The sequence below is a fragment of the Candidatus Babeliales bacterium genome, assembly GCA_016929235.1.
Lineage (GTDB): Bacteria > Babelota > Babeliae > Babelales > JABCYS01 > JAFGJD01.
In genome coordinates this window covers 38827-62140 of record JAFGJD010000004.1, presented here as the reverse complement: position 1 = coordinate 62140, position 23314 = coordinate 38827, and the positions used below count along the sequence as shown (strand labels likewise).

At 41.3% G+C, this 23314-nt stretch carries 25 protein-coding genes; 8 read left to right on the top strand and 17 right to left on the bottom strand.

Features of this window, described 5'->3' with window-relative positions:
* Window positions 1-12 precede the first annotated feature (12 nt).
* A complete protein-coding gene (locus tag JW872_00850) occupies window positions 13-1272 on the top strand; it encodes an ankyrin repeat domain-containing protein (GenBank protein ID MBN1549189.1) in 1260 nt (419 codons plus the stop codon).
* Here JW872_00850 and JW872_00845 read toward each other — a convergent pair.
* Window positions 1269-2612: a UDP-glucose/GDP-mannose dehydrogenase family protein gene (locus tag JW872_00845; protein ID MBN1549188.1), complete on the bottom strand. Its 1344-nt coding sequence runs from the start codon at window positions 2610-2612 to the stop codon at window positions 1269-1271. The two genes, JW872_00850 and JW872_00845, sit on opposite strands and share 4 nt — an antisense overlap.
* Before the next feature lie 143 nt (window positions 2613-2755).
* Here JW872_00845 and galE point away from each other — a divergent pair, with 143 nt between their 5' ends.
* The 3 genes from galE (at window position 2756) to JW872_00830 (ending at window position 6214) form a co-directional block, all read left to right on the top strand.
* Entirely contained in the window at window positions 2756-3766 is a 1011-nt protein-coding gene (gene galE, locus JW872_00840; protein ID MBN1549187.1) for a UDP-glucose 4-epimerase GalE, read from the top strand.
* A 1-nt stretch (window position 3767) separates the two neighbouring features.
* The gene (locus JW872_00835) at window positions 3768-5162 is read left to right on the top strand and encodes a glycosyltransferase family 39 protein (GenBank protein ID MBN1549186.1); all 1395 of its coding nucleotides are present in this window, start codon (window positions 3768-3770) and stop codon (window positions 5160-5162) included.
* 125 nt (window positions 5163-5287) lie between these two features.
* Window positions 5288-6214 carry a glycosyltransferase family 2 protein gene (locus JW872_00830; GenBank protein MBN1549185.1) on the top strand — a complete coding sequence of 309 codons (927 nt, stop codon included), beginning with the start codon at window positions 5288-5290 and terminating at the stop codon, window positions 6212-6214.
* Here the strand turns inward: JW872_00830 and JW872_00825 are convergent.
* The 4 genes from JW872_00825 to JW872_00810 are packed head-to-tail and all read right to left on the bottom strand — an operon-like array spanning window position 6195 to window position 10466.
* Window positions 6195-7211, bottom strand: a complete 1017-nt coding sequence (locus tag JW872_00825) for a glycosyltransferase family 2 protein (GenBank protein ID MBN1549184.1) — start codon at window positions 7209-7211, stop codon at window positions 6195-6197. The two genes, JW872_00830 and JW872_00825, sit on opposite strands and share 20 nt — an antisense overlap.
* A gap of 5 nt (window positions 7212-7216) precedes the next feature.
* On the bottom strand, window positions 7217-8365 hold the full coding sequence (locus JW872_00820) for a hypothetical protein (protein ID MBN1549183.1): 1149 nt from the start codon (window positions 8363-8365) through the stop codon (window positions 7217-7219).
* A complete protein-coding gene (locus tag JW872_00815) occupies window positions 8362-9630 on the bottom strand; it encodes a hypothetical protein (GenBank protein MBN1549182.1) in 1269 nt (422 codons plus the stop codon). The genes JW872_00820 and JW872_00815 overlap by 4 nt, the downstream gene beginning before the upstream one ends.
* A gap of 8 nt (window positions 9631-9638) precedes the next feature.
* Window positions 9639-10466 carry a hypothetical protein gene (locus JW872_00810; GenBank protein MBN1549181.1) on the bottom strand — a complete coding sequence of 276 codons (828 nt, stop codon included), beginning with the start codon at window positions 10464-10466 and terminating at the stop codon, window positions 9639-9641.
* A gap of 797 nt (window positions 10467-11263) precedes the next feature.
* On the opposite strand from JW872_00810, the gene JW872_00805 reads away from it, so the two are divergent.
* Window positions 11264-11605, top strand: coding sequence for an RNA-binding protein (locus JW872_00805; GenBank protein ID MBN1549180.1), 342 nt, complete (start codon window positions 11264-11266; stop codon window positions 11603-11605).
* A 54-nt stretch (window positions 11606-11659) separates the two neighbouring features.
* Here JW872_00805 and JW872_00800 read toward each other — a convergent pair whose 3' ends face one another.
* Both JW872_00800 and JW872_00795 read right to left on the bottom strand, forming a co-directional pair.
* Window positions 11660-12871, bottom strand: a complete 1212-nt coding sequence (locus tag JW872_00800) for a serine hydroxymethyltransferase (protein ID MBN1549179.1) — start codon at window positions 12869-12871, stop codon at window positions 11660-11662.
* A 9-nt stretch (window positions 12872-12880) separates the two neighbouring features.
* Window positions 12881-13336, bottom strand: coding sequence for a cupin domain-containing protein (locus JW872_00795; GenBank protein ID MBN1549178.1), 456 nt, complete (start codon window positions 13334-13336; stop codon window positions 12881-12883).
* A gap of 99 nt (window positions 13337-13435) precedes the next feature.
* Between JW872_00795 and JW872_00790 the strand changes: the two genes are divergently transcribed.
* The 3 genes from JW872_00790 to nusB all read left to right on the top strand — a co-directional run bounded on the left by JW872_00790 (window position 13436) and on the right by nusB (window position 15382).
* A complete protein-coding gene (locus JW872_00790) occupies window positions 13436-14314 on the top strand; it encodes a hypothetical protein (protein MBN1549177.1) in 879 nt (292 codons plus the stop codon).
* A gap of 85 nt (window positions 14315-14399) precedes the next feature.
* Window positions 14400-14966: an elongation factor P gene (efp, locus tag JW872_00785; protein ID MBN1549176.1), complete on the top strand. Its 567-nt coding sequence runs from the start codon at window positions 14400-14402 to the stop codon at window positions 14964-14966.
* Window positions 14966-15382 carry a transcription antitermination factor NusB gene (gene nusB / locus JW872_00780; protein MBN1549175.1) on the top strand — a complete coding sequence of 139 codons (417 nt, stop codon included), beginning with the start codon at window positions 14966-14968 and terminating at the stop codon, window positions 15380-15382. The genes efp and nusB overlap by 1 nt, the downstream gene beginning before the upstream one ends.
* Before the next feature lie 31 nt (window positions 15383-15413).
* Here the strand turns inward: nusB and JW872_00775 are convergent, their stop codons facing one another.
* The 10 genes from JW872_00775 to JW872_00730 form a co-directional block, all read right to left on the bottom strand.
* The gene (locus JW872_00775) at window positions 15414-15758 is read right to left on the bottom strand and encodes a hypothetical protein (protein MBN1549174.1); all 345 of its coding nucleotides are present in this window, start codon (window positions 15756-15758) and stop codon (window positions 15414-15416) included.
* 57 nt (window positions 15759-15815) lie between these two features.
* Window positions 15816-16595, bottom strand: a complete 780-nt coding sequence (gene murI, locus JW872_00770) for a glutamate racemase (protein ID MBN1549173.1) — start codon at window positions 16593-16595, stop codon at window positions 15816-15818.
* On the bottom strand, window positions 16588-17343 hold the full coding sequence (locus tag JW872_00765) for a hypothetical protein (protein MBN1549172.1): 756 nt from the start codon (window positions 17341-17343) through the stop codon (window positions 16588-16590). Before JW872_00765 ends, murI begins: the two co-directional genes overlap by 8 nt.
* A 3-nt stretch (window positions 17344-17346) precedes the next feature.
* Window positions 17347-17847 carry a nucleoside-diphosphate kinase gene (gene ndk / locus JW872_00760; protein ID MBN1549171.1) on the bottom strand — a complete coding sequence of 167 codons (501 nt, stop codon included), beginning with the start codon at window positions 17845-17847 and terminating at the stop codon, window positions 17347-17349.
* 58 nt (window positions 17848-17905) lie between these two features.
* Window positions 17906-18310 carry a nucleoside-diphosphate kinase gene (gene ndk, locus JW872_00755; GenBank protein ID MBN1549170.1) on the bottom strand — a complete coding sequence of 135 codons (405 nt, stop codon included), beginning with the start codon at window positions 18308-18310 and terminating at the stop codon, window positions 17906-17908.
* Window position 18311: 1 nt separating this feature from the next.
* The gene (locus JW872_00750) at window positions 18312-20078 is read right to left on the bottom strand and encodes a 30S ribosomal protein S1 (GenBank protein MBN1549169.1); all 1767 of its coding nucleotides are present in this window, start codon (window positions 20076-20078) and stop codon (window positions 18312-18314) included.
* A 164-nt stretch (window positions 20079-20242) separates the two neighbouring features.
* Complete coding sequence (locus tag JW872_00745) at window positions 20243-20989, bottom strand: hypothetical protein (protein ID MBN1549168.1); 747 nt, start codon at window positions 20987-20989, stop codon at window positions 20243-20245.
* Between the two features lie 13 nt (window positions 20990-21002).
* A complete protein-coding gene (locus tag JW872_00740) occupies window positions 21003-21962 on the bottom strand; it encodes a hypothetical protein (protein ID MBN1549167.1) in 960 nt (319 codons plus the stop codon).
* Window positions 21959-22603 carry a hypothetical protein gene (locus tag JW872_00735; protein MBN1549166.1) on the bottom strand — a complete coding sequence of 215 codons (645 nt, stop codon included), beginning with the start codon at window positions 22601-22603 and terminating at the stop codon, window positions 21959-21961. The genes JW872_00740 and JW872_00735 overlap by 4 nt, the downstream gene beginning before the upstream one ends.
* Before the next feature lie 3 nt (window positions 22604-22606).
* Complete coding sequence (locus JW872_00730) at window positions 22607-23236, bottom strand: hypothetical protein (protein MBN1549165.1); 630 nt, start codon at window positions 23234-23236, stop codon at window positions 22607-22609.
* Window positions 23237-23314: the final 78 nt, after the last annotated feature.

The window sequence follows — 23314 nt, the reverse complement described above, 5'->3', positions numbered from 1 at the left end:
ACACAGGATATTATGATGTCGATAGTAAAAAAAATAATGATATGTGGATATTTACTTACATTACAATTATTAGTATTTGCGGGACCACTCCATGATGCTGCACAAAAAGGTGACATTGAGAGAGTTAGAGAATTATTAGATCGGGGGAAAGATTGGCGGGGACGTCTGATAGATATAGATGGGCTGGATAGGAGTGGTTGGGGAAATAGGATCATGAAATCGCCACTTCATTATGCAGTTGAATCAGAGCAGGTTACAGTAGTCGATGAGTTGCTGGGGCGAGGGGCTAACGTTAATGTGCAGGCGGTCGTAACAGTTTCCGGTGATGAGCTGCCTTGTGGAACGCCCTTGCATACTGCAGCTGCACATGGGTTGCAGGCTATAGCCAGAGCCTTAATTGAACACAATGCAAATGTGAATGTGGTATCAGCATATGGCGCCACCCCTTTGTTGGGCATGTTTCCACGGCTACAAGATGTTTCTGAAGAAGATCATTTGGCAATGATACGTTTACTCAAAGAAGCTGGTGCTAACTTAAATCTGGGCGACGAGGATGGCATGACGCCACTCCATAAGGCAGAAGAGTATCATTATCAAGATGCTGCAAAGCTCTTAAGAAGTCTTGGTGCATCTGATAAATGTCGGACTACGCAACCCTATTTCCATAGGTATTATGTGCCCGAGGGTTCAACACCGCGGGATCTTGCAGAAATTAATCAAACAATGGAGGATCATAAAGTAAGAGCATACGCAGAAGCGTTGAGAGATCGTTTGACTGATACTATTTTGGCGGCTAAAACCATACGTTCTGGGCTTGTTGCTAATGTCTCCTTTCATCCCGCAGAGGCGATTGCTAGGGGAATAAGAGGTCTTGGTAGTCACGTTCCTGGGGGAGCGGTATTAGCGGCAATACTTGAGCGGGTAGCAGCTCAAGATAAGGATAGAGCTATCAGAAAAGTAGCTGCACTGGTACAAGATCCTGCTCAGATAAATGCACTCTCTAGTACGGTAGCTTCTTATGTGGCAAGATTTAAGGTACATGCCGGAGTATTTTTTGATGAGGAGGCTGGACGGCGAGATGGTGAAAGTGATGCGCAACAAATACTCCAAGAAGTTGCACGTGCTCGTAAGCCATTTACAGAGGGTGATGTAGTACAAAACTTGGTCCGTTGCATTGATCCTACATTTATACGTCCGATAGGTTGGTCCGAATGGATTTATAGACAGTATATGATAGCGACATCATGTTGTAGGCGACCGAAAGTTGATTAATTTTCTTGTGATCCTTTTTGTATTGGCTGCCGGGATACACTGTGTGCTATGCCATGATACCTAAGGCCGCATTCTGCAAGACGAGCGCTATTTAAACAGTTTCTTCCATCAAAAATGATTTGATCTTTGAGTGCAAGAAATTCCTGAGGTTTAATGGTGAGAAATTCCTGCCATTCTGTGAGAACCACTAGACAATGAGAGCTGTGTAATACTTCATGAGCATGAGGAGCAAGGGTTATGTCTAAGTGTTTTACATGCATTGATACAATAGGATCATATGCAATGACATGGGCCCCATATTCTAGACATTTTTCTATTAAATTGATTGCTGAAGAGGATCGAGTGTCATCTGTATCAGGCTTAAAACTAAGTCCCCAAATTCCAATGTGTTTATTCCGTAGTGATCCTTGATAATGATGCAATAATTTTGAAAAGAACCAGTCAAGTTGGGTGTTATTTACATCGTCTATAGCTCGTGTAAGAGGCATCGTAAGATTGTTTTGTTTTCCCATATATGCAAGTGCCTTTACATCTTTGGGAAAGCAACTTCCTCCATAACCAATTCCTGCCTTAAGAAAGAGCGAACCAATTCTTGGATCCTTTCCTATTCCGCGGGAAATTTGATTAATATCAGCGCCAACAACATCTGCAAGTCGGGCAAGCTCGTTCATGAAACTTATCCGCGATGCAAGCATTGCATTTGCTGCATATTTGCATAACTCAGCTGAGGCAATGTCCATGACAATCCACTGCTCATGATTTTGTAAAAATGGTTGATATATCTGAAACAACAAGGTTTTAGAGGATTCAGAATCTACACCAACCACAATGCGATCAGGATTAAGAAAATCCGTAACTGCGGTTCCTTGCCGGAGAAATTCAGGATTTGATGCAACTGTGACATTATGATTCGTTTGGTTGCAAATAATATCCAAAACTCGCTGTGCTGTACCAATGGGAACAGTTGATTTATTCACGACGAGGCAGTCGTTTTGTACGTGTGTTCCGATGTTTTGTGCTACTGAATAGACTGCAGATAAATCTGCGTTGCCATCTGCTAGCGATGGTGTGCCAACGCAAATAAAAATGACATGGGGATTTTTATGTAAGGCTTCTGAGAGTGAATTAGTGAAGGAGAGGTGGTTTTGTACTGATGATTCTTGGAGTAATTCCGAGAGTCCTGGCTCATGAAAGGGAATGCGTTTGCGACGAAGTGTTTTTAGTTTTGCATCGTCAGATTCAACAAGAGTTACATTGTGATATCGAGCAAGACAACTTCCAGTTACAAGACCAACGTAACCTGCACCAACAACGCAACAGCGAAGTGAAGATTCTTTCATATCTACCTTCTAAACATTGATTCAATGTGATGAATTAATATCATGTCTCCTTATTTTTTTCAAACAAGGGGTTCAATCTAAGATTCTTTCATTATCTCATTCTTTTCGCTAAACTGGCGCACGCAATTAAAGAGGAGTTACGTGTGATATTAATCATTGGTGGTGCCGGGTATATTGGCTCCCATACTAACAAGTTACTACATCATTTGGGTTATGAAACGGTTGTGTTTGACAATCTTGTTCATGGACATAGAGAGTTTGTGAAATGGGGTTCATTTTTCTTAGGTGATATGGTCTCCAAGGAACAACTCAGAACATGCTTTGCGAAATATCCCATACATGCGGTGGTGCATTTTGGGGCGTATGCATATGTTGGCGAATCAGTGAGTGATCCTTCAAAGTATTATCATAACAATGTTGCCTGCGTATTGAATCTCTTGGATGTAATGCGTGAGTATGATGTGAAGAAGATTATCTTTTCATCTACCTGTGCAACATACGGCATGCCACAAAAACTTCCTATTGTAGAAACAGAAGAACAAAAACCGATCAATCCATATGGAAGAACTAAGCTCATGGTTGAAACGATTCTCAAAGATTATGAGCATGCATATGGAATACGGCATGTTAATTTACGCTATTTCAATGCGGCGGGAGCCGATCTTGATGGCGATGTTGGTGAGCGACATGATCCTGAAACTCACTTAATTCCATTAGTGTGTGAAGCCGCACTTGGCAAGCGAGACAAGATTGCTGTGTTTGGCACAGATTATCCTACAAGGGATGGTACATGTATTCGAGATTATATTCATGTGACAGATTTGGCAGATGCGCATCACAAGGCATTACAATACTTGGAGACAGGACATCAAAGCGACTCATTTAATCTCGGGAATGGCTCGGGCTACTCAGTGAACGAAGTCATCGAATCAGTGAAGAAAGTAAGTGGCCGTGACTTTCCTGTTGTGTATCAAGAACGACGTCCTGGCGATCCTCCGATTCTCGTGGGATCTAACGAAAAGGCACAACGCATTTTGGGGTGGACTCCTCGATATGGAGCTCTTGATACCGTAGTAGAAACTGCTTGGCAATGGCATATCAAGGAACATCAGAAAACAAGGGGTCTAAAGCCAGAACATATGCAGAAGATATAATATGAATTCTCTCGATAAGGTTTTGGTATATCTGGAGAGAATGCCGTGGTGGACGATTTTAAGATATGTTTGTGTTATCTGGTCGCTTTGTATACTAGCCTTTGCGCCGTTTAGACAATTTACTGTTGATGAGTTTGAGGCAATTCATTCGGCGTATCATATTTTCAAAGGACATGAAGTTTATCTTGATTTCTTTCAGCACCACCACCCATTTTTATATTATCTAGTACAGCCGGTTTTTTGGATGTGTGGGTGTTCTACTAATCTTATATTTGCTTTGCGCTACTTGATGATTGGTATCTTTTTTCTTACGTGCTGGGGAACTTATAAGCTCAGTCTGTTGTTGTATGATGGGAAAAGAGCATTGCTTAGTGTGATTCTTTTGCAGACGTCACAAATGTTTATGAGTACCGTTATAGAAATCCGTCCTGATACGCCACAGATTGCCTGTAGTATTTGGGCGCTATATTTTATTTTTAGCTATATCAGCAAATCTCATAAGTTACTCGATTTATGTATAGGCAGTTTCTTATTGGGGTGTTCATTTTTGTTCTTACAAAAGGCGGTCTTTCTTATTAGCTGGATGGGGATTCTGTTTATATGGATGATAATACAGCGTAAGATTCGTGTGAAAGATGTGGTTTGGGCATTTTTGTATGGGTTTACCCCTATTGTGCTCTACGCGCTCTACCTCATATGGAAAGGTTGCTGGCTAAGGTATATTGATCTGTGTTGGCTACTTAATGCTGCAATGTCTTATGTCGCCCCATGGAAAACGTATTTGCAAGCTTTACGAGAGAATACCCTTCATTGGTTTTACTACTTCTTTTTTTTGATTTTTGGAAAGAAAAATCAGGTCATCTGGTATGCAACATACATTTCATGTGTATTGGCAGCGATTCTTCTCTATACTCCTTGTTCATTTCCTCAGTATTTTGGTATTGCAATGCCGTTTGTTTCTATTCTTGCTGCAGCAGGTTTATATGAAATTTTTTCTTATAGAGCCTTTGTTATGGCATTTGTTGTATTGTTTACGTGTGCTAATCCAATGTATTCCATATACAGGGCGTTTCGCTGTTCATCGGATTCTGATATTGCGCGAGTTGAATATATTCACTCTCTAACAAATGATTCTGACTGTGTACTGGATGATACTATTTGTGGGAATCTTTTTAGAGATGATGCATTCTATTGGTGGTTTTTTTCTAATGGCATGCGTGTATATCAAACTATGCGCGATTACCCATTTGATGCTATGGCTGTAATCATTGCAAAAAGGCCTAAAGTGGTTATTCCTTTTGGATGGAAGGATGTAATATATAGGGATGAATTTAACAAAATGTATGAACAATCGCCCATCTATAAGGAGATGTATCTTCTTAAGGAGAGAGTATGATTATGAGGAATCAAAAATCCATTTTCCGATTGTCGTCTCGGATGATTTTACTTATGCTTTGCACTAGCTTGCTTAAACGCGTTGATAATAACAATTCTTGATCTGCGAAACAGAGAATGGTGTCAATGATTTCTTTTGTTATCCCCGCTTTCAACGAAGAACGCAATCTTCCGTTTTTATATGAACGGCTCTGTGCCGTTATGAAGCAACGCCCTTATGAATTCGAGATGATCATAGTCAATGATGGCAGTGGCGATGCAACCTGGGATGTAATCATTAACTTGGGGACCAACGATAATAGAGTAAAGGGAATTAATTTTAGCAGAAATTTTGGGCATCAAATGGCGTTAACAGCTGGTTATGATTGTGCCAGGGGAGAAGCTATTATTTCCATGGATGCTGACTTACAGGATCCGCCTGAAGTTATTTTGCACATGATCAGAAAGTGGGAAGAGGGATCGGATATTGTATATGCCCGCCGATTAGATCGAAATGATGGGCTTTTCAAAAAGTTGACAGCCTCGGTTTACTACAAAATCTTGGATGCGGTGTCTGATGTCAGAATTCCAAGGAATGTTGGTGACTTTCGATTGGTAAGCAAAAGAGCTCTTGATGTTTTAATGTCCTGTCGTGAACATGCACGCTATTTACGTGGTCTTGTTGCATGGATTGGTTTTAAGTGTGCATATGTTGACTTTGTACGGCCAAATCGCAAGCATGGAGTGTCTGGATACAGTCTCAAAAAGATGTTTACATTGGCGCTTGATGGTCTTGCTGGTTTTTCCATCTTCCCTATGAAGATCGTTGGCTATATAGGCTTACTTATTCTTCTTGGATCAGGTATAACTCTAAGTTATATGATGATATCGGCCTTGTTGTTTCATGGACCATACACCGGTTCGATATGGCTCTCCGTGATCATTTTATTATGCATAGGTTTCCAATGTGTTGCTTTGTGGTTTCTTGGAGAATATGTTGGCCGCATCTATGAAGAAGCAAAAGGACGACCTTTATACATTGTTAGTGAAACGATCAATATGAATGAAGATTGATTGTAGATTGAACAATGTATAACGAGAGCCCCAATTCCCCCTGATGGATTCTACTGATGTAGGCGCCTAAGATCCAGATGAAAAAGAAAGTCATGTTGGTTGTACAATACAGGGCTGCAAGTCCGAAAGATGGTTCTATCCAAAGAATAAGCCATGGAAAAATAAAAAGCATGAGAAAGCCCATATACAAACTGAGGTTAAGGGGAAGCGTTGAGAAGGTCGTGATCCCATCCCATGCAAGAGAGAACATTTTTTTTAGCGAATAACCCGATGTTCCTGCTGTACGTTTCTGGCATGTAAAGTCAACAAACGTAAATGAAAGTCCTGTCCAGCTCACAAGTCCACGAAGATAGCGTGTTTTCCCTCGATATTTTTGCATATGGTCATGTGTCTCTCGGTCGATCAAGCGAAAGTCGGCTACTTTTTCAGGTATGATAATGGAGCTGATGCTTTGTAATAATTTGTAATATAGAATTGATGTATATTTTTTCAGGAATGACTCTTCGTTATTACGTTTGCGTGCGTAGACAATGTTATAGCCAGATTGCCATTTTTCTAAGAGTTGAGGAATAAGTTCTGGCGGGTGCTGAAGATCTGTATCCATTGATATAATTGCATCGCCCGATGCGTAATCATATCCAGCAGTGAGGGCTATTTGATGCCCAAAATTTCTTGATAATTGTATCACTTTTACCTGTGGATTTTTATGTGCCAGCATGGTCAGGATATCCCATGAACTATCTGAGCTACCATCATCTATAAAGATGAATTCATAGGTGTAGGGAAGTAAGTTCATGATAGAAAATACTGTATTAAAGAATCGTTCAAGTGATTCTGCTTCGTTGTATACGGGGAGAACGAGTGAAACTGCGGGGTGATTCATGGTTTGGCTAAAAGGCGCCTTATGTTGTGTGTATGCGCCTGACTGAATCAGATCTTTATCTGTGAAAGGCCTTGCTGTACCAGTAAAAAATGATTTTTCATCCTTATGGTTCATGAGAATTAGCTCAGTGCTTTTTTCCGAATATTATGCTCAACTGCATCTCCAATACTGGTGAGCCCATACAGTGTGGCACATGCTGTGAATCCAAGCAAGTAGAAAATGGTTGGTATAGTCAGGAGTCCGGGAAGAGCACTAAATGAAAGGGTGGCAATAAAGGCAAGGTCTATGTACCACGGTTTGCGATACAACCATGCCGCTAACAAGCCTACGTTTGCAAATAAGAACAAAAGAAGTAGTAAAATGCCGACTTTTGCGCTGTAGGTATACAAGGCAAAGATGGGATGTTCTAGTATGAGTTTAAAGACTTCCTCGCGTAATAAACGTTCGCTTTTTTTGCATGGATATGGAGTATTGGGGCAAATTGACTGTACCTTCATATCTGCTACATGGTCATCATATTGTATGTTATAATCATTTTGCAGAAAGCCGAATCCTAAATAAACCTGGTGCCAAAAAACATGTGCTCCTTTATCAGCGTGATGTTCTGGTAGATGTTGCTCAATATAAATAACATGCTTGTGCCATTGATACATAAAATATGAGCTACTCAATACAAAGCCGAACATAAATGTACAGATGAGCAAGAGCTTCTTTGTAATATTGAACTTTGTATGAAGCAGAAGACATAGAACAATAAAAAGAATGATGTTTGTTCCAGAATGAATACGTATGTACTGGGCAAGGCCTGCATACAGTCCAGCATAGACGAGAAATGGATACAACCATAGTGAAGTGTGATTCTTGCGAATAAAGTACAAAAAGAGAGGTAATGTTCCGAAGATGACCGTTCCAGAGATCCGATATACATCCATGGTGGGAAGCATGGATTGAGCAGTTAGTGCTAGCCCCATAAGGACGATGCTTCGTGTGACCCATGATTTATAAGAGAGAAAGAATCCTATTGCTGCCATGATAAGAGAAAAGATCATTGTCCCGTTAAAAAATGTTGTAATGGCGTTCTCAAGGGAAATAGAAAACCATTGCATCATTGAGGGGATGATGCAATAAAGGCCAATATCGTCAGCAGTAATTGCTGGAGTATATCCAGAGTTAGTTTCAAAAAGAAGAGGAATACCGGTTGCTTGAAATGCTGCGAATGTTTTTTGCAAAACAAGATAGCGAGATTCCATAATCGGCAGTGGTGTCATTGTAGCCTCACTTGTTTGGTAATGAAGTGTAAGAATAAAATAGTTAGTCCGAGACAACAATAAAATGGCAGTGAATAAATAAGAAGTAACCGAAGTCCCTGTTCAATTGAGAGAATGTGGCATGCTACTGCTTCAATGCCGATGAATAAGAGCGAATAAAGTAGATTATTTCTACGATTCACATAGTTCAGGCCAAAGAGGCATGCTAATGTAATAAAACCGAACATATAGTTCTCTCGCGGTATGACAAGCATACCTGGAAGGGCGCTAAATGCTAGAGCAACTATCCATGCAGCGAGTGTTTTCCAGTCGTATGGAGGGAGCAAAGCGCAGAGCATCCCTATATTGGCGAATGCCAGCAGGAATAAAAGGAGAATCCCTATCTTGGAAAAAAGCGTGTAAAGCACAAATTTCTTGTTCGTTTTGATAAGAGTTATTACTTCATTCTTTAGAAAATGTTCACTCTTTTCAGATGGGTATATTGTTTCATGGGTTGCCTTTGATACTCGCTCTTTTGCGAGGTTATCATCAAAGGTAATGTGATATTGATTTTCAAGGAACCCAAACCCTAAATACACGGCATGCCAGAAAATATGTGTTCCTTGATCACACGGAGTATCGGGATAATGGTGTTCAATATACTGGGTGTATAATTTGTATTGATGAGAAAAATACAATTTTGACATAGCAAGTCCACTGAGCAGCAATGTACAAAAGATAATTTTTCTGCGAGATGAAATTGCCTCGAATATGATCATGATTGCTATAAAAAAGAAAATAGGTGTTCCAGCATGCGTGCGCAGAGTATTTCCAAATCCTATTATCAGGCCAGCAAAAAAAAGAAATGCGGGAGTTGTTTTTGATCGTATTTGTTTGGCAAATAAGTATGTAGTGAATGGTAAGAGTCCGATCGTAATTGCTGGTGCAATTCTGTAGATATCCAGCGGTTCAGAAGTCATGCTTGCGATGAGGAGCAAGGTAATCGTTGAGATGATACGTTGCTTCACAGAAGGATAAAGGAGAAATAATCCAACAAGACCAATAAGAAGAGCACATAGTGTTATGGTATTGAAAAAATATTTAAGAGTATTATCTAAGGTCCAAGAAAAAAAAGAGGCTATTTTTGGGATTAGTGTGTACATACCCATATCATCTGCAGTGACCACAGGATAATACTGTGTTCCATTGAAGCCGACGAGTGGTATCTGAATCGTTTGATATGCTGCGCAGATGTCTTGTAATGCCTCATAGCGACAGCTCATCATATTAATGTTCATTGTGTTAATCTCGCATCCCAATATGCACATGCAAGTATGATCAAAAGCGGTTCTACTGGGACCCTCAATCGTGCGTAACCACATACAAAAGCAAGCAAAATGAGCGCAGCAATAAATGGCATTGTTCTAAACCATGGACTGACAATTGGTGGAAATCGATAAGAACTGATGAGGTGTATAATAATACCTAGAAATTGTAAAAATAATCCAACGAGAATGAGTAAATACAGCAGTGTTTCAAGCCAAATAATAATCTTAAGAGACCAAGGATGAGTTTTGGGATGTAGGTAACGAATGAAACATGATAAGAGTGTTCTATCTTTTGTAAAAAAATCTTCATGTTGTTTGCCTGATGCAAGATAGAGAAGCTCTGATGAATAAAGACCTAAGACTGTTTTTGTGAGGTCATGTATCCATAATTTGATTGATGTAAGAGGATAGCGTTTAAAATATTCCACAGATAATTGCTCTCCACAACAACATACTTCAATTTCCTGTAGAGGTCGGTTAAGAGTGTTTTGTTGCGTAATGACTTTATTGTCTAATTCTCTGCGAAGAGCCGCGAGTGATTCCTCATATGTACACTGTCGTTCTTGCATGACTACGCGTGCGGCCGATAGCGTTAAAAAATGGCCTCCACCGAGAGTGTGAAAAAAGATGTAGCCTGTGAGTAGCCAATTTCTAATAAGCCACGGTGCAACTACTACCACCCAGCCAGAACAAAAAACCGCAATTCGTTTGAGGACTTCTTTCCAGTGGTTCCATGAGAATAAGAGAAGTAAGCAGGCTACAATAATCAAATACTGTCCAACAGGTCGTATCATTGATGCGATACCTAATAGTATTCCTGCTAAAAAAAGGGCTATTAGCGATTTTGGTATAGGATACAGCCGGCAAAAAAACGGTTCGGCGTATGGTAAAAAGAAATAAAGAGAAGCCAAGAAAAAAAGCAAAAATAGGGTCTCACTCATAAGAAACCCAGAATATAGTACAAGACCTAGATGTATCGTGCCATAGATGCCAATAAGGCGGGCGCATCTCATTCTGCCTGGAAAAAGCCGTAATGTAAGCAGAAACATGAGTGCAGGAATCAGGGATGCGAATATAATCTGTACCACTAGGGCTGCAATGGGATTTATATCAAAAAGCCAATAGCAGCCCGCAAGAAAGAGTGGATAACCAGGGAGCCTCAGAAAATTCAGCGAACCATTGGAGTGCACAAATCCGTTACCTTTGGCCAATGAGCATGCGATGTCATGGTACGAAGGGGTATCGATTTGCCAGTAGTTTTCGTTGTATCGTAAGTACAGAAAAAGGACCAAAATTCTAATGAAAAAGGCTGAGATAAATAGGCCCACGAGAAAGACCTTATGCTGTTTTAGTGTTTTGAGCATAATGGTATCAACTCCCTATCAATTTTCCATATAGGGTAACGTATAGCCTAGGGATAGCAGGAGGTCAATGAGGGGGGAGCCATAGACACTGAGGCTGAATCCTAGTAGGATAGGTAGTATCTAAGATCTATTTTTTCCTGTCTAGAAAGGGTTCCTATCGTCTAAACGTTTTTCTTAAATATCCGCTTTTTTTTATTATTTTTTTATTATTTTAGGATTTTATCTACATGAATATTTATATCGGAAACCTTTCTCGTACAGTCACCGAAGAACAACTCAAAGAAGCATTTGAAGCATTCGGTATCGTAACCACCGCTAAGGTCATCAAGGACAAGTTCACTGGCGAACCTCGCGGTTTTGGTTTTATTGAAATGCCTGAAAAAGAACAAGCAGAACAAGCTTTAGCTGAATTGAATGGCAGTGAGCTTGGCGGACAACGCATTCGTGTTAACGAAGCACGTCCTCCACAACAACGTACTGCAGGCGGACCTCGTGGCCCTCGTGGCGGCGGATTCCGTAACGACCGTGGTGGAGACCGTGGTGGAGACCGCGGTGGACGTCGCTTCTAAGCGAATTGTCTAACGGATTTTTGAAGGAATCGCGGCAACGCGGTTCCTTCTTTTTTATGCTTTTGAGAAAAGGGTCATAAGGTTTTGCCTAACTCTACTATGGTCGCCATGCGGTTTATTTAATACCTGATGAATCCATAGTCCGATCTGTTTCATAGCATTTTGTTTAAGTCCACGGGTAGTAACGGCAGGAGTTCCTAACCGAATGCCGCTGGTAATCCATGGCTTTGCTGGATCAAAAGGTATACAGCTACGACTGACGGTGATCCCAGCCTTTGAAAGAATTCGTTCAGCATCGCGACCCGAGATTCCCTTATCTGTGAGATCAACAATAAATAAATGATTGTCGGTTCCCCCCGAAACAATACGATATCCAAGCCCCTGGAGGGTCGAGGATAGGGTTTTTGCGTTCAGGATTACCTGTTTCTGATATTCGATAAACGAAGGGTCCAGTGCCTCCCTAAAGGCGATGGCTTTAGCCGCAATGACCTGCATAAATGGGCCGCCTTGGATGCCTGGCATAACAGCCTTATCAATCTTTTCTGAATATTGATGATTGCACAAGATCAATCCGCCTCGTGGGCCACGGAGCGTTTTATGCGTAGTACTCGTTACAAAATCAGCATGGGGGACTGGTGATGGATGGAGTCCAGTTACAACAAATCCAGCGATATGTGCAATATCGGCAAGAAGTACTGCGTCGACTGATTGTGCAATGTCGGAAAATGCCTTGAAATCAATCGTACGAGAATATGCAGACGCTCCTGTGACAATAATTTTTGGTTTGACTTTGAGGGCCTGAGCTTGAATGGCATCATAATCCAATCGCTCTGTAGTCCTATCAACGGTATAGGGGTGTGATCGGTAGAATATGCCTGAGAAGCTTACGGAGTGTCCATGGGTGAGATGCCCTCCTTCAGCGAGGCTCATGCCCATGATTGTGTCACCAGGTGCGAGCGCAGTCATATAGACAGCCATATTTGCTTGTGAGCCAGAGTGGGGTTGCACATTGGCGTGGTCAGCACCAAAGAGGAGTTTTGCTCTATCTATTGCACATTGCTCAATGGCATCAGCATTCTCACAGCCAGCATAATAGCGTTTTCCAGGATACCCTTCGGCATATTTGTTGGTCAGAACTGATGAAAGTGGTTTGCGGACGCACGCGCTGGCATAATTTTCTGACGCAATCAGGTTAAGCGTATTCTGTTGACGCTCTTCTTCTTGTGTAATCAGTGATAGTATTTCTGTGTCAACGCATGAAGACATGTGCGATCTTTATTCTTGAGGTTCATCGGCTTTCGTTTTGTGTACCGTTCCATCCTTATGTGTTGGTGGTGCATAGATAGTATAGAGCTTCAATGGCAATGTACCAGTATTTTTTATGTTGTGTTTTATGCCAGCTGGGACAAAAAAGACATCTTCTTTATCTATGTTATATGTTTTGTCTTCAGCCAATGCGGTGCCTTTACCTGCAACAAATACGAAGGTTTGATCAGTGTTTTGGTGTACTTCTTCTCCGATTTCCTCACCCGGTTTTAGTGCCATAAGAACGAGTTGGCTTTGTGCTCCAGTAACCACAACGGTTCTATAGGTATCATTTTCTTGGGCTCGTTTCATGATATTGTCATGGAATGCCGTGATATGATGTGAGCGCCACCGCTTATACAGGTATCCCCCTGCGAAAATAAGGATTACAGCGGCCACTATCGCAATAGTGATTCGTATATTCATAATCTCTCCGTGTTTTATGGCAATCTCTTGAATACTCCTGATCTATTTATCTAGCATATTTTTGAAGTCAACAGAAGATTTTGGTGAGGAGAGTTGTATATGAAGTGGTATATGATGCTCATGCCGAGCGTGATCATTACAGCGTTTGGCATTGGAGCATTGATGCGGTATCAGGGATCATCATTGATGAAGGCATACCATAGCGTAGGTCTTCCTGCTACATATGGATTTAAGAGTGTGGCGCAGACAGTTGGTAATTCCATGCAACGCTATAGAAACCTCTGTTGTGAACATAGTAGGATACAAATTATGCAATGGTTGCATGAGTGTGCGTGTTTGAAAGAAGCATTTTATGCACGATGGTACCGAGGTCGATTCAACCTCGATGCGGTTGTTGAAACAGAAATCTTTGTTCCTGAACAATCACGGTTGCACGCAAAGACAGTGCAACAATTGACAGATGTCTGGAATAATTTTTCTATACTTCTTTTGAGTCGTTTTGTGGGACCTGAGAAAATCAATGATAATTTGAAGGATGTTTTTGATCTCATACAAGAATATGCAATTTATACTGATGTTGGTCGCTTGCAAAAAGTTATCGACGCTATTGGTAATGCTCAACAGGCGGTTGTTGATGGCAAGTATGCTAAACTTGTAGATTCCTTGAAGGGGATTGTTCATCCGCTTAGGAAACATAAAAATGATCTTGGAAAAGCAATTAATCGTTCAATAGATCATCTCGTAGATAAGTTGTGTCTTGGCCGCGAGTCTCTGGGCCGTAAGGCTGCAGAGAATGCATATCGTGTAGAGGCAGAGCGGGAAGCCATTGCAGAAGCGGTAGCAAAGAAAGTAGTTGAAAAAACGGTGATAGAAGCGGTAGTTCGTGAAGCAGTCGCCAAGGAAGCGGCTCGCCAGGCTCAGGAGGCTCGAGAGCGACAGAAGGCAGCTGAAGCGCTCAGTGCTCGGATGTCTTATTAGGGGAATTGCTTTTTACTACGGTCTTTTTTATGCTAGTCTACTCTTTGAGCGATAGCTCATGTCTCATTAGTATGAAAGGTCCATAGTGATTTCCACATCCGATTTTCGCAAAGGCTGTAAGATCCTTTTCCAGAATGAGCCATATATGGTGATTGAGTACCATCATGTTAAGCCTGGTAAGGGCGGGGCATTCGTTCGTACAAAAATGAAAAACATGATTACTGGCCTTGTCAGAGAAGAGTTATTCCGTTCTGGAGAAAAATTTTCTGCTCCTGATCTTGAATACAAAGAAATGCAATATCTCTATGCTGATGATCTATACCACTTTTTAGATCAAAATACCTATGACGAAGTAAGTCTCAATAAAGAACAGCTTGAGGATGTAAAGAACTTTTTGAAAGAACAAACGGTCTATACGATTCTCTATTTTCAGGGTCGTCCTATTGCAGTAACCCCACCATTATTTATGGAGCTTGAGGTTGTTGATGCACCTCCTGGTGTGAAGGGTGATACTGCCCAGGGAGCTGGTACTAAACCAGTAACTTTAGAAACAGGCTTGGTTGTTCAAGCTCCTCTATTCATTGAAGTGGGAACAGTAATTAAAGTTGATACACGTGATTCAAAATATATTGAGCGTGTGGATAAAAAATAATGAGACTGAATCGCTCCTTGATTTTTCATATACTCTACGCAGCAGAAGAGAACTCCTATGAGGTATCACTTGAGTCAATTGCCGATATGCTGAATCGAGGATTTGATACAGATATTGACCTTGCTGGTCCCGAAATGAATGTTACACATGCCATCGTTGAGCAGAGAAATGAGCTTGATATGAGGTTGGTCCCCTTGCTTGCCAACTGGAAAATCGAACGTATTGGTGTTTGTACTAAGCTTATTTTGAGATTGGCGCTATGGGAATTGTTAAATACAGACAATGCGCCAAGTCTGGTTATCAATGAAGCAATCGAATTAGCAAAATGCTTTGCTGAGGTTGATGCATACAAATTTGTGAACGGCGTTCTGGATGAAGCACTTAAAAAAATCGTAGAAAAAAAAGAGGTCGAGTAGTTCGGCCTCTTTCTATGACGAGCTTGTTGCTTTATTCTATGCAGACCAATCCTTCTTCCTCCATACTCTCTGCGACTTCTCTCCACTGTTCTTCAGTAAGCCTTTCCCTAAGATATTCTGCGACTGCACAAAATGTTTCAATTTCTACTTGGTAGAAATCTGATTCTGTGGTGGCTCCTTTGTGTTCTGGCACACAAAATGTGCGGACAAGAATGCAGCGGCAGGTTTCATAGTCAGGGCTGTTGTCGCATAACTCCAGAAGCTGAGCTTCTTCTTCACTAAGTTCATAATCATCAGCGCATTTGGTCACGCAGGTTGCATGGGCTGATGCATAACCGATAAGAGCAATTGAGGAAACTAGAAGAATACGTTTCATTAAATAGACCTTTCGTGTAACGGGCATAAAAAACCGGGACCAGTATAGTGCAGCAACTTATTTCTGCAAGATTGCCGGAGCGACGGAATTGAGTTTTTGGAGGAATGATATTTGTGGGCCTGTTACATGAATGGAAATAACGGGTTTTACAATATCTTGATTTTCTACAAGTGGATATAAGAGCGCCGTCATAAGTGGTGGTGTGCTGATGAGTGCGATATCTTTTCCTACAAGTGGATTAATAAGATTCCGTATCAATTCGTAATGCGTGCAGCCGATGATGAGAGTATCAATAGAGTGGGCAAGAAGTGGTGTAATATATCGATGTAGTGCTGCTTTCGTGGCGTCAATGTCAAGCTGCGGCGCTTCGATGAGTGGAACAAGATCAGGACATGCTTGTTGAATAATGTACGCATCTGGTTCTATGTTGAGAATAGTTTGTTTATGTCGGCTGTGAGCAATGGTTGCTGATGTTCCAATGATGCCAATGCGTTTGTTAAGAGAAGTATGAGCGGCTGAGCGTGCTGCAGGCTCCATTACATTCCAAACTGGAAGGTGGGGAAATGCTTGAGTAATTGTTTCATATACGAGTGATGAGGCTGTATGGCAGGCAAGAACAAGACCATCTATTGATGGATCAATTACACTCAAAAGTGTCTTCATCGTAAGGCTTATGATTTCATCGGGCGTTTTATCGCCATAGGGTACATGCGCAGTATCAGCACAATATACAAATTCCTTGATAGGAAGTTTCATAAGTTCTTGGAGGACAGAAAGGCCACCAATCCCTGAGTCAAACACTACCAATTTATGTAATGGTTTTTTTGTATCATTCATTCTTTTTTGATCTTACAAATTTCCAAAAACCAATACTGATTTGTTGTTGAAGCCATTGATCCAAATCTACAGATACTGCGAATGAATCGTCAATAATGAGTTCAGGATTATGGTTAGAGGATAACTGTAAAACTCCATCTTGTCCTGGTGTGATATATTGATTTAAGTAGGGAAGCCACCGAGCACACAATGGACTATGAATCTCACTATGATTTGGTTCCTTACGGTTATAAAGTACCGCAAGATTGGTAATACGAGGGTGTGGCGTAAAGACTCGTTCGTAACCGCTGACCATAGTTTGTATGGTGTCACTGAACGAAAACAAATGTACTAAATGACCAATGTAATTCATGTTGGGGATATAATCATTGGATGCAACGGGAGTTGCAAGTGCATACAACATGGGAATACGTGTTTGACTATCTTGTTCGGCAAGCATGTTGATGGCCAATAATGCGACATTGGTCCCATGTGAATGTGTTACGAGCGTTACGATTGGAAATTGATTCAAAAGTGTTGCAAGATTGCGTGAGGCGACTATCCGTGCATCGTGATTATTTTTACCTGACCAACAAAATGTGAAAACAGATTCTGGTGCGTAGTTCTGTTGTAATATGTCAAAAAAATCTCCGCCTGGTTGGTGCCACGATGCTGATACAGACCATGTTCCTGGAACTATAATGACAATGCTGTTTATTGACCAAAAAGTTCCAGCGAGCAATAGCACACAGAAAGTGCGAATATTCATGTCTTATAGATCAGGAAAAAAGAGTGCAAGTTCTATTTTTGCATTTTCAGATGAATCAGACCCATGTACAGCATTTTCACTAACTGATGTTCCAAAAAGCCTACGAATGGTACCAGGAGCTGATTTGGCAGGATTGGTTGAACCCATCAGTTTACGCCATTCTTCGATAGCATTTTCTTTTTCAAGTGCAAGAACAATGATTGGTCCTGAGGTCATGAATTCTATCAAGTTAGCAAAAAAAGGTTTTTCTTTATGTACTGCATAGAATTTTTCGGCTTGGCCCGGCGTGAGTTGGACTTTTTTCATGCGTACAATTGTAAAATCATGATGCTCGATGCTATCGATAATTTTTCCAGTGTTGCGTGCGCGTACTGCATCTGGCTTAATGATCGCAAGGGTAGTTTCGTTAACGGGTTGCGGGGTTGAAAAGAACCATGAACAGCCTGGAATAATACAAAGCACTGCAAATGCTGTGATGAGAACTGCAGTTTTGTGAATAGTCATGATGCGCCTCTTTCCTTAATGAAATACCGGGGAAGAAAATCTCCCCCGGTATTGATCTTTAGAGTTCTGGGAAAAAGAATGCTATTTCAGCACGAGCTGTTTCTGGAGCATCGGATCCATGCGTTGCATTTTCACCGATTGATGTTCCAAAACGCTGACGCAAAGAACCTAATGGTGCTTTGGCAGGATTGGTGTCTCCCATCAAATCACGCCATGCTATAATCGCATTTTCTTTTTCTAGAACCATGACAATTACTGGTCCTGACGTCATAAATGTTACGAGCTCGTTGAAGAAGGGTTTTCCTTTGTGGATGGCATAAAATGCTTCAGCTTGTTCTTGTGACAAGTGTAGCTTCTTCATACCTGCAATGGTAAAACCGTGTTCTTCAATTGCATCAATAATCTTGCCGCTGTATTTAGCTTCGACAGCATCTGGTTTGATGATACCGAGCGTTTGTTCCATATTATGAGTCCTTTTTATTCTTGGTATTCATATGTCGCTCAAGTTCCATTTGGAACAAGGACCGTGGTTTCGCTTGAGGTTCTTGTTTTTCTCTGACCTTAGAAGGTTTTTTGCTTACTTGTTTTTGTGGCGCAAGCTCACCTTCGGTCTTTAAGCTCAACCCAAGTTTTCGTTCTTCACGGTTTACGTTGATTACGCGGAATGAGCGAGTTTGTCCAACTTCAACAGCAGCCTCACCTTCGGCAGGTGTGAGCTCTGAGCTATGAACGAGTCCTTCGATACCAGAAGAAAGCTTCACGAAGGCGCCGAAGTTAGTAATCTTCGATACGGTTCCTTCAATGACTTTGCCTCGTGGGTATTCTTCTTCTAGATTTTCCCATGGATCTTGCGTTAATTGCTTGATACCAAGCGAAATCTTTTTATTGTCTTCGTCGACGCCAAGAATGATTGCTTCAACATCCTGGCCCTTTGCGTAGAGGTCAGCTGGGTGGTTGATGTGTTCAGTCCAGGAAAGATCTGAAATATGCACTAGGCCATCAATACCAGGCTTCAAGGTTACAAAGATACCGAAATCAGTGATATTGCTGATGGTTCCTTTGACTCTATCACCAGCTTTGAACTCTTGAGAAATTGAATCCCAAGGATTTTGTTCAAGTTGCTTAATACTTAATGACATGCGACGGTTATCCTTATCGAGGGAAACAATTAATGCCTCGATTTCATTCCCTACAGCATAGTGCTTACGCAAATCATTAATACGTTCGGTCCATGAAATTTCTGAAATATGGACAAGTCCTTCGACGCCTTTTTGAATTTCAACAAAGAGGCCGTAATCGGTAATGCTTGATACTTTACCTTTAATGCGGGCGCCAATCTTGAGTTGATCAGCAAGTTGTTCCCACGGATTGTCTGACAATTGTTTCATGCCGAGTGAGATCTTTGCATTGTCCTTATCAATGGACAAGATCTTCACGGCAATGGTGTCTCCAAGACGAACAATTTCACTTGGGTGTGCAATACGACCCCAGGTCATATCTGTAATATGGAGTAGTCCATCCACACCACCGATATCAACGAACGCACCATAATTGGTGATGTTCTTGATGACTCCTTGTACGACTTGACCTTCTTCAAGTGTCTCCATCATCTTTTTGCGTGACTCTGCGCGAAGATTAGAGAGGTACTTACGGCGAGAAAGAATAACATTGCCACGACGCTTGTTGAGCTTGATAATGTCGGCGGTAATAGTTTGGCCAACAAAGGTGTCAAAGTCCGTTACGCGGTGGATATCGACTTGTGATCCAGGTAGAAAGGCTTGGACGCCAATATCTACGCTGAGGCCACCCTTAACTTTGTGAGTAATAACGCCCTCAACAGGCTTACCGTCATCAAAGAGGTTGGTAATGCGTTCCCAGGCACGCATTTCCTTGGCTTTTTCGTAAGAAAGGGTGACTGAACCGTGGATGCTTTCAAGTTCATCCAAAATAACTTCTATAGTGTTGCCCACTTTGAGGGCTTTCATTTCATGTTCTGAAAATTCATAGCGAGGAATCAGGCCATCAGACTTATAACTAATATCGACGAGTACACCATCAGAGTCGGCGCGCAGAACGGTGCCTGAAATGAGCTGCCCGGGCTTAAGACGATCGAGACCCTGATAAAGGACATCAAGTTCCTTTTGTTGATCTGCATTAAGTTCAAGATGATTGCTTTTGGCCATCAGCGTTGCATGAGCAAACTGCTGGGGACGAATTACTTCTTTTGACATAGGGGAATACACTCCTGAAAATGCCTCTTATAGGGAAGAGCCATCAGTGATCCTGACATGGTCCCCAAAGAGGGTAAAGGTATTAAACATATATCCATGCCACTATGGTAGCATGAATTGAGAAGCTCATCAAATAACCGCAGTTGAAGGGCTTTTTCAGGTTTCTATGGATTATAGAGCGTTCTTATATCGATGACGATCTCTTGTTTGACCTTCCTCATGTAGTGCCTATGGATCAAAGCGCAGAACATGATAACGACTGTCTGGAAAATGATGAGAACGGTCAGGATGGTGGCATGGTAAATAATGCCCCAGGGTAAGACACCTAAAAGCTGCAGAAACGAAACAAATAAGACAGGGATCAATAAGAAGCTAACAAATACGGTGATGCCACCTGCAAGTTCCCAGGCATACTCACGAATGAGTGTTAAAGCTTCCTTTATCATGGACAGTAAAGGTTGTTGCTCTGAGGAGATGATGGCGATGATGAAAGCTGTGAGGATGATCCATAGGACCATGAATGGGAGTGTGATGATAGAGCTGCGAAGGCCGATCCATGAAAGAAAAGATTCTCCTAAGTATGATAATCCAATGGCGCACGAGGCGACCGCTCCCCACAAAAGAATAGGTGCTGTTCTCATGGCGGCATCAGCAATGCTGTTTGACCATGACTCGTCGTCGTATTTAATAATGTGGTAAATATGACGCACAAGAGCAACCCCAAACCATACAATTAATACTGGATGAAAGAGATTGTAGATGTATGTTGCTTGGTGTGTTGGAGCGAGTGTATCAAGGAGAAACTGTACGGTTGTTGGGAGGGCAATATAGGCAAGCAATTTGATATGTTTTACGAGAATATTATAGGTCATAAGGGCGACCTGGATGCCTTGGGCGATTTGTATTTTCATGGATCTCCTTTTTTTACATCATAGTAGGGGGTTGGAAAAACGGAATCTTTAATTCGATGAACATAGTGACGAACGATACGACACTAGCAGTAAGCGCAATTGCGAGGAGAGTGGTTACTGAGATAAGTATTAGTTGTACGAGATTTGGTCGTTCGAATGTTGGTAATGGTTTGCCAATTGATGTTCTATAGACACCAGCAGCAAGAGCCGTTTCTGCTAGCGTCATGATTACTGATATGACAGCAGACGAGGCCATGCCGGAGAACATAATGGCAAACGAAAGTGTTGATAAAGAGGGACGTATTGTAATGATATTATATTGGAATATGAGCCTGGGTGCTAAAACTGCAAGTTTAGTAAGGTGCCAGCCGACAAATGATTTTATGATCATGAGTGATGCTGTCGAGCTTATAATTAAGCCGAAATTTTTGTGAAGAATGTTAATTGCAAGCTTTAGCCCGTGTATAATAGTGTTTTCTTCATCAATAAGTAATGGAATCATAAGGAATGTAAGAACCCACCATAGGTAATTAAGTGCTTCAATAATCCAGTGTAGTCGTGATGCTGATGGTAATAATTCACCTGATGACGTGAGTATGGTTCCAATAAGAGCTCCCAAGAATGACCAAGCGACAACACGCGACCATTGGGTAGGAACACTGGCGGCTATGATATCTTTCCAAGGACGATTTTTGGTAACTTTTGAAAAGTAAACAACTAAGCTGGCATAGACAACATTGACAACAATTAATCCAATACTGCTTGCTCCAAATGTTAAAAGAAATGCTGTAAGAAATGTTGATTTAAGTGTGATAAATAGGTTAGTGAGTGCCAACTTATATAATCCAAAGCCAGCAAGCAGTGCTAGGAGTGGAGGGATAGCAGCGACGAAAAATAATCGTTTATGCTGATTCGCTACGGCAAAGCTTGTAATTGTCATGGCTAGGCCGCGCCCAACTTGCTTGATAATCATTGAGATTTCCTTTTTGGTTCTGTGTGTACGTGCAATAATTCTGTGCGTATCCACATGTAAAACCAGACAGCAGGGACAAGCGAGAGCGTGACAAGAATGATTGTTACTCCCTGGTGTATGTAGCAAAGAAATTGTTCAACCGTTTTTTGGCTGAGTGCTTCATCAATATCATCGGTAATAGGAGATTCAATGAGCTGTAAGAGAATATTACCAATTTTTAAGACAAGTGGTTCGAGGAATGGAACTTGAGGTGAATTTTCAAGTTGATCTTGGTATAAGAGCCCCGTGAATTTTGTGCCTAAAACAAGACGGATAGCTACGCCTAGTCCAACATATAGCAAGCTAGCGTATAGTACGATGCGTGTGCCAATAGGAATGCTGAGAAGAATAAAATTATGCAGGTATATTTTTATTGAGTCATATTTACTTACCAGATAACTGATGATGGTATAAAGCAGTAGAATGCTGCATGAAAGCCAGAAGCACACCGCGTCACATGTTGCCGCAATGATGTATAACGGAAGGGCTGTGATAAGTATTGTAAGCATTGCGGAATAAGCCCCTGCTGCAAGTAGCCAATAACCAGAAAGCGTGTGTTTTTTAAGATATGATTTAATGGCATCAAGGCCCAATGAAACCATCGTTTACCGCTCCTTTGGTTTTGCAATGTATTTGATTTTTGTTCTAATCATGAGCCCCGACCATAATGCTGCAATTCCAGTCATCACACACGAAAAAATATGCATGCGCATACTAATGAACGTCATGATAGAGGACAATGTCTGTAGCTGGTTTAATTGTCGCAATGGTTTGAGGAGACCAGACATAACGGCAATATGTTGAAGCTTATAATTGAAAAAAATGAGTGAAGCGAATAGAACGGTAAGGAAAATAACTAATACATAAACACCTACACGAAATGATACTGATACAGCGAGACACAAGAAACGCTCTAAAAAGCGTTTCTTATCTCCACGCTGGTTTGCATGATATGCGATCAGTACGCATAACCAGATCAGAACGATAACAATAAGATCAGTGATATAATTGAAGTCGCTAAATATTTTTAGAGCTTTTACGTCAGGCGCCTCTTTTGCCATATACTCATTGGTGAGGCGATATATGAAGCGATATAAACCAGGAATCCAATTGGATCCAAGAAGTCCAGTTGGGATATAGAGCATAAACAGGATGAGATATTTGACCTTCTCTCGAGCTGGTAGGGTATTTTCCTTGAGCTCTTGAGCTAAGCCGTTCACATTCCATAGATACATTCTTCTCCCCTTCATCTAGATTCTTCACACTATAGCGTATAGGGCAAAAATGAGGCAACAGTTAGCCATTACTAGATT

Excerpts from the sequence above, each read along its gene's own strand:
- JW872_00800 (MBN1549179.1), bottom strand. The coding sequence starts at position 12,871 with ATGTCTTCATGCGTTGACACAGAAATACTATCACTGATTACACAAGAA.
- JW872_00740 (MBN1549167.1), bottom strand. The coding sequence starts at position 21,962 with ATGATTATCAAGCAAGTTGGGCGCGGCCTAGCCATGACAATTACAAGC.
- JW872_00735 (MBN1549166.1), bottom strand. The coding sequence starts at position 22,603 with ATGGTTTCATTGGGCCTTGATGCCATTAAATCATATCTTAAAAAACAC.
- JW872_00775 (MBN1549174.1), bottom strand. The coding sequence starts at position 15,758 with ATGAAACGTATTCTTCTAGTTTCCTCAATTGCTCTTATCGGTTATGCA.
- JW872_00815 (MBN1549182.1), bottom strand. The coding sequence starts at position 9,630 with ATGATGAGCTGTCGCTATGAGGCATTACAAGACATCTGCGCAGCATAT.
- JW872_00830 (MBN1549185.1), top strand. The coding sequence starts at position 5,288 with ATGATTTCTTTTGTTATCCCCGCTTTCAACGAAGAACGCAATCTTCCG.
- ndk (MBN1549171.1), bottom strand. The coding sequence starts at position 17,847 with ATGACTATTCACAAAACTGCAGTTCTCATCACAGCATTTGCAGTGCTT.
- JW872_00810 (MBN1549181.1), bottom strand. The coding sequence starts at position 10,466 with ATGATACGACCTGTTGGACAGTATTTGATTATTGTAGCCTGCTTACTT.
- murI (MBN1549173.1), bottom strand. The coding sequence starts at position 16,595 with ATGAATGATACAAAAAAACCATTACATAAATTGGTAGTGTTTGACTCA.
- JW872_00790 (MBN1549177.1), top strand. The coding sequence starts at position 13,436 with ATGAAGTGGTATATGATGCTCATGCCGAGCGTGATCATTACAGCGTTT.
- JW872_00750 (MBN1549169.1), bottom strand. The coding sequence starts at position 20,078 with ATGTCAAAAGAAGTAATTCGTCCCCAGCAGTTTGCTCATGCAACGCTG.
- JW872_00730 (MBN1549165.1), bottom strand. The coding sequence starts at position 23,236 with ATGTATCTATGGAATGTGAACGGCTTAGCTCAAGAGCTCAAGGAAAAT.
- JW872_00795 (MBN1549178.1), bottom strand. The coding sequence starts at position 13,336 with ATGAATATACGAATCACTATTGCGATAGTGGCCGCTGTAATCCTTATT.
- JW872_00745 (MBN1549168.1), bottom strand. The coding sequence starts at position 20,989 with ATGAAAATACAAATCGCCCAAGGCATCCAGGTCGCCCTTATGACCTAT.
- JW872_00850 (MBN1549189.1), top strand. The coding sequence starts at position 13 with ATGATGTCGATAGTAAAAAAAATAATGATATGTGGATATTTACTTACA.
- nusB (MBN1549175.1), top strand. The coding sequence starts at position 14,966 with ATGAGACTGAATCGCTCCTTGATTTTTCATATACTCTACGCAGCAGAA.
- ndk (MBN1549170.1), bottom strand. The coding sequence starts at position 18,310 with ATGGAACAAACGCTCGGTATCATCAAACCAGATGCTGTCGAAGCTAAA.
- JW872_00820 (MBN1549183.1), bottom strand. The coding sequence starts at position 8,365 with ATGACACCACTGCCGATTATGGAATCTCGCTATCTTGTTTTGCAAAAA.
- JW872_00845 (MBN1549188.1), bottom strand. The coding sequence starts at position 2,612 with ATGAAAGAATCTTCACTTCGCTGTTGCGTTGTTGGTGCAGGTTACGTT.
- JW872_00805 (MBN1549180.1), top strand. The coding sequence starts at position 11,264 with ATGAATATTTATATCGGAAACCTTTCTCGTACAGTCACCGAAGAACAA.
- JW872_00835 (MBN1549186.1), top strand. The coding sequence starts at position 3,768 with ATGAATTCTCTCGATAAGGTTTTGGTATATCTGGAGAGAATGCCGTGG.
- JW872_00825 (MBN1549184.1), bottom strand. The coding sequence starts at position 7,211 with ATGAACCATAAGGATGAAAAATCATTTTTTACTGGTACAGCAAGGCCT.
- JW872_00765 (MBN1549172.1), bottom strand. The coding sequence starts at position 17,343 with ATGAATATTCGCACTTTCTGTGTGCTATTGCTCGCTGGAACTTTTTGG.